15 protein-coding genes are annotated in these 12,148 nt (G+C 62.8%); 4 read left to right on the forward strand and 11 right to left on the reverse strand.

What is annotated here, in order from left to right:
• The first annotated feature begins 164 nt into the window (after positions 1-164).
• Positions 165-1,697, forward strand: a complete 1,533-nt coding sequence (locus FNU79_RS10090; RefSeq protein WP_143720726.1) for a serine hydrolase — start codon at positions 165-167, stop codon at positions 1,695-1,697.
• A 66-nt stretch (positions 1,698-1,763) separates the two neighbouring features.
• Positions 1,764-2,162 (forward strand): hypothetical protein, encoded by a 399-nt coding sequence (locus FNU79_RS10095; RefSeq protein WP_143720727.1) that lies wholly within the window; start codon positions 1,764-1,766, stop codon positions 2,160-2,162.
• Between the two features lie 8 nt (positions 2,163-2,170).
• On the opposite strand, the gene FNU79_RS10100 is transcribed toward FNU79_RS10095, so the two are convergent.
• From FNU79_RS10100 to trxA, 5 genes are all read right to left on the reverse strand, one after another.
• Positions 2,171-2,977, reverse strand: a complete 807-nt coding sequence (locus tag FNU79_RS10100) for a sulfite exporter TauE/SafE family protein (RefSeq protein WP_143720728.1) — start codon at positions 2,975-2,977, stop codon at positions 2,171-2,173.
• An 80-nt stretch (positions 2,978-3,057) separates the two neighbouring features.
• A complete protein-coding gene (locus FNU79_RS10105; protein ID WP_143720729.1) occupies positions 3,058-3,357 on the reverse strand; it encodes a rhodanese-like domain-containing protein in 300 nt (99 codons plus the stop codon).
• Positions 3,358-3,402: 45 nt separating this feature from the next.
• Complete coding sequence (locus FNU79_RS10110) at positions 3,403-4,779, reverse strand: MBL fold metallo-hydrolase (protein ID WP_143720730.1); 1,377 nt, start codon at positions 4,777-4,779, stop codon at positions 3,403-3,405.
• A 162-nt stretch (positions 4,780-4,941) separates the two neighbouring features.
• Positions 4,942-6,222 (reverse strand): bifunctional metallophosphatase/5'-nucleotidase, encoded by a 1,281-nt coding sequence (locus FNU79_RS10115; RefSeq protein ID WP_143720731.1) that lies wholly within the window; start codon positions 6,220-6,222, stop codon positions 4,942-4,944.
• A 51-nt stretch (positions 6,223-6,273) separates the two neighbouring features.
• A complete protein-coding gene (trxA, locus tag FNU79_RS10120; protein ID WP_143720732.1) occupies positions 6,274-6,693 on the reverse strand; it encodes a thioredoxin in 420 nt (139 codons plus the stop codon).
• Between the two features lie 90 nt (positions 6,694-6,783).
• On the opposite strand from trxA, the gene FNU79_RS10125 reads away from it, so the two are divergent.
• On the forward strand, positions 6,784-7,059 hold the full coding sequence (locus tag FNU79_RS10125) for a metal-sensitive transcriptional regulator (RefSeq protein WP_143720733.1): 276 nt from the start codon (positions 6,784-6,786) through the stop codon (positions 7,057-7,059).
• A 24-nt stretch (positions 7,060-7,083) separates the two neighbouring features.
• Here FNU79_RS10125 and FNU79_RS10130 read toward each other — a convergent pair whose 3' ends face one another.
• The 6 genes from FNU79_RS10130 to FNU79_RS10155 form a co-directional block, all read right to left on the reverse strand.
• Positions 7,084-7,305: a YgaP-like transmembrane domain gene (locus tag FNU79_RS10130; RefSeq protein WP_225430009.1), complete on the reverse strand. Its 222-nt coding sequence runs from the start codon at positions 7,303-7,305 to the stop codon at positions 7,084-7,086.
• Between the two features lie 21 nt (positions 7,306-7,326).
• The gene (locus tag FNU79_RS10135; RefSeq protein ID WP_143720734.1) at positions 7,327-7,773 is read right to left on the reverse strand and encodes a hypothetical protein; all 447 of its coding nucleotides are present in this window, start codon (positions 7,771-7,773) and stop codon (positions 7,327-7,329) included.
• A 115-nt stretch (positions 7,774-7,888) separates the two neighbouring features.
• Positions 7,889-8,134, reverse strand: coding sequence for an SHOCT domain-containing protein (locus FNU79_RS10140; protein WP_143720735.1), 246 nt, complete (start codon positions 8,132-8,134; stop codon positions 7,889-7,891).
• Positions 8,135-8,266: 132 nt separating this feature from the next.
• Positions 8,267-9,358, reverse strand: coding sequence for a multicopper oxidase family protein (locus FNU79_RS10145; RefSeq protein WP_225430010.1), 1,092 nt, complete (start codon positions 9,356-9,358; stop codon positions 8,267-8,269).
• A gap of 239 nt (positions 9,359-9,597) precedes the next feature.
• Entirely contained in the window at positions 9,598-9,987 is a 390-nt protein-coding gene (locus tag FNU79_RS10150) for a DUF302 domain-containing protein (RefSeq protein WP_143720737.1), read from the reverse strand.
• 24 nt (positions 9,988-10,011) lie between these two features.
• Complete coding sequence (locus FNU79_RS10155; RefSeq protein ID WP_225430011.1) at positions 10,012-10,812, reverse strand: hypothetical protein; 801 nt, start codon at positions 10,810-10,812, stop codon at positions 10,012-10,014.
• Between the two features lie 848 nt (positions 10,813-11,660).
• On the opposite strand from FNU79_RS10155, the gene FNU79_RS10160 reads away from it, so the two are divergent.
• Complete coding sequence (locus FNU79_RS10160) at positions 11,661-11,882, forward strand: hypothetical protein (protein ID WP_143720738.1); 222 nt, start codon at positions 11,661-11,663, stop codon at positions 11,880-11,882.
• Positions 11,883-12,148 lie beyond the last annotated feature (266 nt).

Here is a 12,148-nt window from a genome sequence, read left to right on the forward strand (position 1 = left end):
CGCGGGCCGGAGCGGGACACCGACAGCGACTTGGTGGGACGCCCACGTCACGCCCCCTTGACTGGTTCACGAAGCCACCTGAACCCTGAGATGTGCGGTGCATCAGAGGGCTGACTGAAGTTGGTTCAACTTCCCCACGTTTCACGCCCAGAAAAGAGGTTCACATGAATGCCATTCGCTGGTCTACTGGTCTGCTTCCCTGTGCGTTGGGGTGTGTTCTCCTGGTCTCGTTTCCAGCCTCCGCCCAGGCGCCACAGGGAGACTTTGGCGCATTCATCGAGCAGGCGCGCCGCGACTGGGACGTGCCCGGAGTCGCGGTCGCCGTGGTGAAGGACGATAAGGTTGTGTTCGTCCAGGGCTACGGCGTGCGGACTCAGGGCCAGCCAGGAGCGGTGGACGCCGATACGGCTTTTCAGCTTGCCTCGGTGACGAAGATTTTCACCGCTGCCGCTCTGGGAGCGTTGGTGGACGAGGGCAAGCTCGGCTGGGACGACCCAGTCCTCGGCCATCTGCCGGGCTTCGCCATGTCTGATCCCTACGCCACCCTCCACACGACCGCCCGCGACCTGCTCGCTCACCGCAGCGGCCTCCCGGCCTTCGGGGGCGAACTCCTAAACGAACTCGGCTACACCCGGTCAGAGGTGCTGCGCCGCCTGCAGTACGTCAAATCAGTGGGCAGCTTCCGTGAGAAGGCCGGGTACTCGAACCTGGGCTACGCCCTGGCTGGAACGCTCGCCGGGCAGGTGGACGGGGCAAGCTGGGAGGCCGTGGTGCGCTCACGGCTTCTCGGGCCGCTGGGTATGAAACGCACCCAGGTGGTGGTTGCGGATCTGGACCGTGACCCGAATGCTGCCTCCGCCTACCTGAGCCGCCTGGCTGGCCTGACCCTGGTAACGACGCGGGAGAGTGACGGCGCCTTCGCGCCGGCCGGGGCCATGAGTTCCTCGGCCAATGACATGGCCATCTGGATGCGTATGCTCCTGGCGGGCGGAAGCTTTGAGGGCAAGCAGGTGCTGCAGGCGAAGACGGTGCAGGAGCTTTTCCGGCCAGCCATGGCTTCGAGTCCTGGCTTCGCCGAGGCGCCGCCGATCAATGTGGAGACGGGATTTGATTACGCTCTGGGATGGAACATCTATCACTACAACGGGCACAAGATCGTCGAGAAGGGCGGCGCGCTCGCCGGGGTCCGCGCCGTGGTGACGCTGGTACCGTCCGAACACTTGGGGGTGGTCGTGCTAGCCAACCTCAACCTTACCCTGCTGCCGGAGGTGATCCGCGCGCGGGTGCTGGAGGACTACCTCGGCCCCTCAGGACAGGACCTTTCTACCGAATTCAGGCAACAGCGTGACGCTCTGGCCCAGCTCGTCGCCACCGTCGACGCGCCACCGAAACTGCCCCTTGGGCCGCTGCCCCGCCCGCTCAATGTCTACGTCGGGGTCTACGAGAACGAGTTATACGGACGGCTGGCCGTGGTCCGGGAGGGCGAGGGGATCGCCGTGAAGGCCGGCCCCGCCTGCTACCGGGGGAGCCTGCGGCACGAGGGGCAGGACGCCTTCGACTTGGCCTGGCCCCGGCCGAACTCGCTGCCTGGAACAGCGGCCTTCACGCTCGACGCTGCAGGCCAGGCCATAAGGTTCGAGACGGAGGACTACGGCGTATTCGTCCGTGTGGAGAGAACCGCCAGAGACTGCTCGTAAGCTCAGAGGAGCACAGGATCAAGAACAACGGTGCGGTGACACGCCGTAATACCGTGGAGGTAGCGCATGAAACGTCTAGTCGCATCCGTCGGCCTCGCTCTCGCACTCGTCATGGCCGGGTGCGCTCAGCGCCCCACTGCAATGGAGCCGCCCTCTGACACGGTCAATGCCCTGGTCGAGGGCCCCGTCGAGAGTGCCTTCCTCGAACCGCTCAGATCCACAGTGAAGCTGGTTCAGTACGACGGCAGCCAGAAGTCTGGAGACTATGACCTCGTCATCCTCGACGGCGACCATCACACGCCCGCTGCCCTCAGGGAGGACGCGCTGGTGAAGGAGGCGCTGGGCGCTGGCAAGTGGGTGCTGGGGACGGGCTGGCTGCATACCTCCCAGATACCTGACCGGCCGCTTTTTGACTACCCCACGCTGTTCTGTGGTGCTACCAGGTGGTCGAGAGACTCAGTGTAAAACCGGAATCAGTGGCGAAGGACCGTGACCGGGGCAGACGCGCCTGACCGGGCCTGTTGCCAGTGGCTCAGCGCACTGGGCACATTGGTATAGAGGATATAGCCTCCCAGCACCACCAGAAAGGCTGCAAACGAACGCCTGAGGGCCTGCTGCGAGAGAAAACGCGACAGGTAGTTGCCCGCGAAGCTCCCCAGGATGCCGATGCCGCCCAGCAGCCCGATCAGGTTCCAGTGCAGCGCCTGTGTCCCGCTGAGCGCGTGCATGGTAAAGCCCATGGCCGAGTTCAGGGCGATGATCACCAGGCTGGTACCGACCGCCACCGTCATGGGCAGGCCGAGCAGCAGCACCAGGGCTGGCAAGATCAGAAAACCGCCGCCCACCCCGACCACGCCGGTCAGTACGCCCACGCCGAGCCCCGCTGCCAGCACCTGCCACCAGGGGCGGGCCTGATGATCCTGAGCGTTCTGGGCCGGTTTGAACATGCGCGAGGCGGCCATCAGCATCACCACCGCGAAGATCAGCAGTTGCAGGGCGGCAGGCAGAGCGTGGCTGAGGAGTGTGCCCAGAAAGGTTCCGGCCAGACCGGGCAAGCCAAAGAGCAGGACCGCCCGCCAGTTGGTGCAGCGCTTCCAGGCACAGGGCAACGCGCCGAACAGGGCGATCAGACCCACCACCGCCAGACTCTCGGTGATGGCGAGCTTGGGCTCCTCGCCGACGAGGTAGACCAGCACCGGCACGGTGAGAATGCTGCCGCCGGAGCCCAGCAGCCCCAGACTGAGGCCGATCAGCACCGCGCCGAGCCAGGCCAGCATCATTGGAAAAATCCTTTGAAACAGGCCAGTCTGAAAACAGAGCTCAGCTCACTCAGCATAAACAACTTCCAGACGGGGCTTCATTACTTGGTGGGTAGGCCCGAGCTGATCCAGCCCCCAGTGCCGCCTAGCAGGTTGGAAACATTCTGCACGCCGTTCTCAGCCAGGTACTGGGCCGCGTTGGCCGAGCGTCCGCCGCTGGCACACACGACGATGACCGGGCCATGAAGGCCGCCGAGTTGCCCTGGCAGCTTGCCCAGCGGAATGTTGCGTGCGCCTGGAATGTGGCCGCTGCCGTACTCCCAGTCCTCGCGGACGTCGATGACCTGGGTGCCCTGGGCCTGAAGCTGCTGAAGTTCTTGTGGGGTGATGTCTTGGTACATGCTGATCTCCTCGAATGGCTTGCTCTGACCTACGTGGGCCGCTGCTCAGGCCCCGACTTGCGATTTGGCGGCGGCGTAGCCACCTTCAAGGTCAATGATGTTGTCAAAGCCCTCAGCGCGGAGCACGCTCACAGCGGCGGCGCTGCGGGCACCTCCCTGGCAATGCACGATCACCGGGCGGTCGCGGGGAATCAGGCCGAGGTTGTGGGTCAGTCGGCCCGCGTGAAGCTGGGTAGCGCCCTCGATGTGACCAGCCTCATATTCACTTTTGGCCCGCACGTCGAGCACGAAGGCTCTACTCAAGTCACCGAGTTCGGCGGCGGGCACGGGGGCTTGCGGCTGGGTGTCCAGCCTGTCCAGCGTGCTGATAAAGCCGGTGACATGGTCGATGCCGGTCATCCATAGGCGGCGGCGCAGTTCGTCGGCCTGCTCCGGCGCGGCCAGCAGCACGTACTCCTGAGCAGGGTTCAGCAGCCAGCCGGACCAGGTTTCGAAGGTCTTTCCGGCAGGCAGGTGCAGGCTGCCGGGTACGGCTCCAGCCTGGTACGCTTCGCGGGGCCGGGTATCGATCAGGCGCACGCCGCGCTCTAGGGCAGCGGAAATGTCCTGGCTGGACAGCTGGGTCAGGGGCTGCACTTCGCCGAGCAGGGCCGGTCCAGCTTTGTTGTGACGCTTCATGCGGCCGTAGTAGGTAGGCGCGTCCGGCTGGCCTTCCAGCAAAGCGTCGGTAAAGGCGGCCTCGTTGCCGTCGGCCAGGTAATCGGCCCACCAGGCAAAGTTGCGCTCGTAGCCTACGGTGGTGCTCTCCACCGCGCCCAGGGCCTTGCCGCAGGCGCTGCCTGAACCGTGACCGGGCCAGATTTGCAGGTAGTCGGGGAGGGGCTGGAACTTGTGGGTCAGGCTCTCAAACATCTGCCGCGCACCGGCAAAACGGGTATCCACTCCGCCAGCCGCTTCGTCCAGCAGATCGGGGCGGCCCAGGTCGCCGACGAACACAAAATCTCCCGTCAGCAGGATCACCGACTGGTCGGTGCGGGCACCGTCGATGACCAGAAAGCTGAGATGCTCGGGGGTATGTCCGGGTGTATGCACCGCCCGGAGCACGACGTTGCCCAGGCGAATTTCGCTGCCGTCGTGCAGGCTTTCGTGATCAAAGCCGTACTGCCAGTCGGGGCCACCCTCGTCGCTGAGATAGAGCGCCGCGCCGGTCCGGGCCGCGAGTTCACGGCTGCCGCTGAGGTAGTCGGCGTGAATATGCGTCTCGGTCACGGCGACGATCCTCAGCCCTTCCTGCCCGGCAAGATCGAGGTAACGCTGAATGTCGCGCACCGGATCGACCACGACGGCCGTGCCGTTTTGCTGACAACCAATCAGATACGAGGCCTGGGCCAGGTCAGTGTCGTACAGACGTTTAAAGAACATGTTTTTCCTCCGTGGGCGCATCCTGATTGTGACAGGACACGTTCTTGATGGCTCTATATTATACCCCCAGGGGATATGAGTCAAATACCCCACGGGGTATACCTGCTTCAGGTATGGTGTCCGCTGACCGCAGGAAATGAACCGTGCGGGCCGCTTTTCTGCTCAGATCAGGTGGACACTCGCTGAGGCGGCCACGATGGGACCACACTCTTGCAGGTAAGTGAGCATGGCTTGCACCGCGCTCACGGGCAATTCACGCCGCTGCTGCCCGAAGCGGGCCGGGACGGCCTGATTGGTCAGAAACGCCACCTGATACTGCCTCTCCGGTTCGAGAGGCTCACCGGCAAAGACCGCCTTCAGATTGTCCTCAATCATCTGGACGAGTTCCGCGCCGCTCACTTGCACCTGACTCACCGGAGGATCATGAGGTACCAAGTTCCAGACGGCCATCCGGGTGACGGGTTCCGGCGCGATGGGCGCACCGTAACGCCAGCCGTTCGAAAAGGCGATAGAGGTACTGGCAGCGTGGGCAACGGCGGCGGTCAGGAAGTCGTCGGCAGGCGCACTGAGGGTCGTGCCCCGGTGGAGTAGGAGTTCGGTGTGTCCGACGATTTCTTCCTCAGCGGCGCGGAAGGGCAGCAGATGCCCGGAGATCTGTTCAGCCAGCGGCAGGTCGAGCGGCTGGGCCGAGTGCATCTCGACCAGCTCATGGTGCAGCAACTCCACCTTGTCCGCCGTGACCGCCAGGCCCAGCTGGGTCACGAAGCTGCTGTAACAGCCCGCCTGGGTGATCAGGGTGCGGCCCACCCGCTGCGGCGCGGTCAGGTCGATGCCCTCTACTTCCCCGGCCAGCGCGCAGTCTTGCGGAAACCCCAGGTGTGACAAGGCCACCACGACGTCGACCCGCTCCACTTGCCGCAGGTGCCGCACGAATTCGCGGATTTCCGCCCGGCCATCGGTGAAGCGCAGCCCCTTACCAAAGCGCGGGGGCATGTCGCCGATGATATTGGAGGCCAGACCCAGCACGCCCACCCGAATGCCGCGCTCAATGATCCGGAACGGTGCGAACGGACGCTCGGACGTTCCCTCGACGTCGATGTTGGCGGCCAGCAGGGGGTAGTTCAGGCCGGTCGCCAGATGCTCAAGTTGTTCAGGGCCGTAACCGAAATCCCAGTGGGCGGTCATGCCGTCAAAGGCCAACTCGTTGAGAAATTCCGGCATGAATTCGCCCCGTGTGGCGACGACCGGGCCTGTACCGTGAAAGGTATTGCCGTTGTCCAGGGCGATACCAGTGCCGGGATACTCGGTGCGGACCTGATCGAAATAAGCCTTGATGCCTCCCGTTCCCCGCGTCACAGGACGGCCTCCTTCCCAGAAGAGCTCCGGATGGGGTTCGAGGTAGGCGTGCAGATCGTTGAGTTGCAGCAGGGTCAGCCGGTGCATGAACGTTCCTCCTGAAGGTGAAGGCGCGGGCGAGGAACCTACCAGGGCCGCTCAGCCATAAGCTACGAGCCGCTGGAGTAGGACCGGTTTCTGAATCACACCGACCATGGAGTCCACCTGCTTGCCCTCATGAAAGAGCAGCAACGTCGGAATGCTGCGGACATTAAATATGGCGGCGCTCTGGGGATTCTCGTCCACGTTGACTTTGACTACCCGGACCTTCCCAGCCCGCTCGCGGGCAATCTCTTCCAGAATCGGCCCCATCACTCGGCACGGCCCGCACCAGGGAGCCCAGAAATCCACCAGCACCGGCACGCTGGCCTGAATGTCACTGCTAAAGCTGGCGTCGGTGCCGTTATGGAGCCACGGCAGGACAGCCTGACAGCGCGCACAGACGGGAACCTGCCCGTCAGGCACCTGACGGACCCGGTTCTTGCTGTGGCAGACGGTACAGAGCAGGACATCATTCATGGTGACCTCGCGGGGCGGTGTGTATATCCAAGAGGGGTATTATTGAGAAAGCAAGGCCACGGACAGTGGCGGCCCTAGAGGAAGGTGAGGATGACGAGCGCTCCCGTAACCATAGAAAAACAGCCGGATAAACAGCGTGTTCTCAACCGCCTGCGTCGCCTGGAAGGCCAGGTGCGCGGCCTGCAGAAGATGGTGGACGAGGAGCGTTCCTGTCAGGAACTCCTAACCCTGCTCAGCGGTATCCGCAGCGCCCTGGACGCCACGGGTGACGTGATCTTCGAGGAGTATATCAACAGTTGCGTGATGGACGATGGGGCTCCCCTTTCGCCAAAAGAGATCGTCAAAACCGCACGCCTGCTGCGCTGAAGGTCTGCCAAATCAAACTCGCGGTCAGGTTTGACGTCGCAGCTCGTCACCGTGAAAAGGCAGCTTGACCAGAGGAGCCAGCAGGCAGACGTCGAACACCCCGGCCAGCAGCGGCACAAGGCCGAGGGCTGTGGTCGCCGGTTTGCCCTTTGTCAGCCCCCAACCCATTAAGGCGAGACCTGCGCCAACTCTGAGTGCGCGGCCCTGCGGCGCGGCCATGAAGCCCATAAACTGTTTCCTGATCATAATGCATACCTCCTTTAGGGTTTAGGGCCGAACGGCATTGACGGTCACCTGCACACTATTGCCGCCTTCGAGTTCAAAGGTGTGCTGGTAAGCGCCGACCTGATTGCCGATGGTAAGGCGGACAGGCAACAGGCCAGCTACCGGGACCGTCGTGCCGTAGCCATTGAGTTGTCCGGACAGCAGCGGTTCGCCGTCCACGCCGAGGGGACTGAGGGCTGATTGTCCCTTTGCGCCCTCAGGAGCCTTGCCGATGATGCCGCCCACCACTTCATCTCCGGGCAGTTCGAGGATCTGATTACCGTTGGCGTCACGGACGAGCAGCCCGCCGGTGAAGTTCGGGTACTGGGCGAGGTTGGTGGGCAGAATGCCGACGCCGTTGAGCGGCTGGCCGCCGCGCCACAGGCAGCGTAGGGGCGGGGCGGTTGAGCGCAGCCAGACCATCACCGCGTACACACTAGACTCTGTCATCTTACCCTCCCCCCGAATTCCTGGCCGACTGGCGCTGTGCCGTGTTCAAGACCACTGCCGCGTCTCTTTCTCCTGGGCGGTGACGCCAGTGTCGCCCAGGTTAAACGCCAGCCAATCAGTGTCCAAGGTCGCGCTTGAGAGTCTCGAACTGCTCTTTGGTCAGGTCACCCCGGGCAAACCGTTCCCGGGCAATTTGAAGGGTGCGGTCCGTATCGAATACGCTTCCCGCGTGACCCCCGTGCGGCCCTGGGTTGAGGGCGCGGACCAGAACCACCAGCCCAACGATGACTACCACCATAAACAGCACCATACCGATCCATCCAAACCCTCCCGAATCCATCCCGTAACCGTAACCGTTCATAATGACTCCTCTGTTGCTCTCTTTATTACCTGTTTCTAGATTGAAGATCGGAAGGGTCGTGACCAGGCCACATCCTGCACGACCCCGATGACCAGAACACAGACGACCCTTCGGCAGCGTTCTGAACAGCCCTTAAGACTTGACGTTGATCGCCATGGTGAGGCCGCCGCCACCTTTGACCTCGACGTTGTCGTTGGTGATGTGGTGCGGGATGTGGCAGTGGATTAGCCACACTCCTTTGGCACGCGCCGTCCAGATCACGTCGTAGCGCTGGCCTGGTCCGATGTTGAGGGTGTCGGCCTGGAAGCGGGCACCCGCCGGCAGTGTCACGCCGTCACGAGCCACCACCGTGAACGGGCCGCCGTGAATGTGCATCGGGTGAATGAAGTTGTTGTTGCTGCCGATAAAGCGCAGTTGGATGGTCTGCCCGACCTTCATCTGGACGACGTCCGTCGATAGATAGGCCTTGCCATTGATGGTGAAGTAATTCGGCAGCAGCCCCTCCATGATCATTGACGGGAAGGTATAGCCGGATTTGAAAGTCCACTCCTGAAGCTGCAGGGTGTAGTCGAGGTCGGTGCGCGGCATGCCGGACGAACTGCGGGGGTCCACGATCAGGGCACCATATAGCCCCAGGCCCTGCTGACGGTCGACGGAGGTGTGCGAGTGGTAGAAGAACGTCCCGGCCTGCCGGACGGTGAATTCGTACGTGAAGCTGCCCCCGGGTGGGAAGCTGCCCCCGGATGGGATGGGCTTCTGGGTGACGCTTCCGGCCCCGTCCATGCTGTTGGGCACAGCCAGGCCGTGCCAGTGGATGGTGGTGGCTTCAGGTAGGACGTTCTTTACCACGAACCGGACCCGGTCGCCTTCGGTGAGGTGGATTCGTGGTCCGGGCACCTGATGGTTGACCGCGTAGGCCGCCACCTGAACGCCCGGCAAGATGTTCCAGTTGATCAGCGAGGTTTCGAGCGTGAAGACTTTGACGCCGTTCAGGAGGTGCGGCGTGAGCGGCTGGTCTCCGCGGGCCGTCGCCGGGGCCGTGTAGGTGACCTTGCTCAGGTCCACTGCCGCCATGTCTTGCATGGCCTCCAGAGAGGTGCCGCTGGTCATGATCATGCCCGGAGGCATCACCAGGCCGCCCATCCTGGTAGGCGTCTGCACCGGGGTACTGGAGAGTTTCGAGAGGGGGATACGGGTGGGGAGGCCCATGTTCATGCCGGGCATCTGGCCACTCTGAGAGGGAAGAGCAGGAGACTTTGACGCACCCGCGGTCAGCCAGGTCGAGAAGACCAGGCACCCGGCCAGCGTGATGAGAACCGAGATGGAAACGGACGAGAGGCGCAGGCCCGGAACTGAAACAGTGATCCCTGCAGATTGAGCCCGGAGCCTGCCGGACGTTGGCGTGGATGAAGAGACATGGCGCACAGAGTTACTCCTCGCGTTCAAGGTGTGGTTGGGCGGCGTCATACCGCTGCCAGCACCCGTTGGAACATCGTCTTGGCCTGGTCCCCGAGTGGACCGAGCGCCTCGTTACCCGTCAGCCCGAGGGCCAGAGCCGGGTCGAGAAAGCCCACCTCGGTGCCGTTCTGCGTGCCGATCACGAACGCTCCACAGGGCAGCAGGGCGGCGATGCTCGGGTCGAATTCGAGGGCCTGTCGGGCCAGATCGGGTGAGCAGACCCCGAACCCAACCACACGGTTCGGAAGCTGGTGGCCGGTCTTCTCAGCGATGATGTCGCTGAATTCGAGGCTGTACAGCACGCCTAGGCCCTCTGCCAGCAGCGCTGTCTTCAGCCGTTCGAGAACGGCGTCCACATCGGCCTCGACGGTTCGCTTAAGGGCAAAATCGGTCATATCAACCTTCTGATGGGTACGGGTCTACTTGACCTCGCCGAGATAAGCACCGTGCCAGCCGTGCACCCAGACCTCTCCGGTGAAGGCGTTGACCGACAGCATGCCTTCGATGGCCTTGCGGCCGTAATCGAAGGTGTAGTACCCGGGAAACGTCATCCCTTCGATCACCTTCCCTCCGGGCAGGTACCCGGCCAGGAAGGTGTCGGCGAGCTTCTGGGCCGCTACCTTCGTGTACCGAACCGGGGTCGAAGGAACCGAACGGCCCTGACTGACACTTCCGCCCATCATGCCGTTGTCAACCTGTCCACCCTGCATGCCGAAGCGGGTGTTCCAGAGCATGTCCGGTCCGGGTTCCGGCTGGACGATTCCGGTGTAGCGGTCGACGAGCACTTCGGCCAGGCCCGCGCCGGTCGTGGCGTCCACCACCTGAACGTAGTAGTTCTCGGCGAAGACCATGAAGTCCCTGGTCTTGACCTGCGATCCGTAGCGACCCACGAACCCTTGTGCGCGCCTCCGGGCCTCGTCTTGCGAGATGGGACGCGACGAGGGAGCGTAGAGGCTCATCATTCCGCTGCCCATTGCGCCGCCTCCCATCATTCCGCCACCGACGCCATTGCCGCCCATCATGCCCTGGCCGTACCCCTGCCCATTTCCCTGTCCTGCTCCAGCATTTCCAGGCTGATCCATCATGCTCTGGGCGAACACGCTTCCCAGGAGTCCGAATAGGAGCAGCCCGGCACCAATCAGCAGTTGATTGCTCGTCTTCTTCATCATTGACCTCGCTTGATCCTGAACGCGGTGATCACGTTCAGGTGTGTCCAGCACGGTTTTGAAGTGGACTTCATCGTCCTGAACCCAGTTCTGTCCTCTGAACCTAGGTGCAGGACGTTACCAGGCCGTTACCGGAGATGCAGGGTGCACGCCTCTACGAAACCCTCCGCCAATGGAACTGGGGTTCAGTCGATTTTTCGCAGGTGAAGTTAAGATTCCAGCTTGACCGCACTATACGAAGCTTGTGGCGTACAAAAGCGGAAGCATTCAAAAGTCGTACTGCTCTCCAGAAATGCGGAAACGAAGGTAGAAAGTCCAAAAAGAGCTCATAGCAACGCAGATGTTTTCAACCGCACGAGTTCACGTTCAAGTCAGAATTTAAGTGACGCCGTCAGTTGCTTCAGGTGCCCTTCGGTCACCCGGTCGCCGTCCCGGTATTCCAGAACGTAGGTGGTGCAGGCCCCTTTCCTGACACTGTAGATCGTCCGCTGGTAAAACACCTTGCCATTTCTCAGCCCACTAGACGCGAAGAAGCCGGGGCGAAAGAGCCTAAGTGACCATCCACTCTGCTTTGCCACCCTCGGCAGGCCCACCCCGCGTCACGATCCAGTCCCGCAAACGTGAACCCACATCCCATCCCATTGTTCCCAGACCCGCAGCGTCACCCTAGCGTCTAAGCTCAAAAACACCTGACCGTTATGGGCGTCGGCTTTGCCCTAAGGATACAGAGCGGATGGTGCTGTGATGCAGTAGCCGGGTTCTGCGGGAGCAGGTCACGGGGCGGCTTCACCAATTGGATGAAGGCAATGCACCCCAACGGGATTGGGTGGTGGGCCCGTCGATCTAGACCTCCTTCGGGCCGGTAATGGTGCGGTAACAGCGCCGGGGCAGCTTGAATCTCAATGGACCTGACTGCGGATCTGCCCGCTTACTGTGCAGTCTCCACCGGTCAGGCGGCCCTGGAGCACTTGCTGGCTCTGACCGAATCCCAGGCCAGGATGGTCTTGAGCCGCTGCGCCGCCGCGCTCAGCCTGTACCCGGCCTGGGAACGGCACGACTGGGTCATGCCGGAACCCAAATGGGCGCTGCATGCTTACGGTGTCCAGCTGCTGTCATCCACCTGATCCGAAGTTACTCGCTGGCTGGTGATCCCATTCCCTCCCTGGGAACCGGTTGGCTGCACGCTGCCGTGGTCGGTGAACATCTGTGGCTCCCCGGTCGCCTGGGGTGCCTCCGGTGCGGTACGCCACCAACCACGGCCAGATCTATTCGCATCTGGCCGCCCATCTCCGGGCCCAGTGGCCTGACTTGCCCAATGCCACCCCAGGCTTCTGAAGCCCAGGACCGTCCATGCTCCATGCTGCTGACCAGTGCGGGATCATCCAGACCT

The organism is Deinococcus detaillensis (assembly GCF_007280555.1).
GTDB classification, from domain to species: domain Bacteria; phylum Deinococcota; class Deinococci; order Deinococcales; family Deinococcaceae; genus Deinococcus; species Deinococcus detaillensis.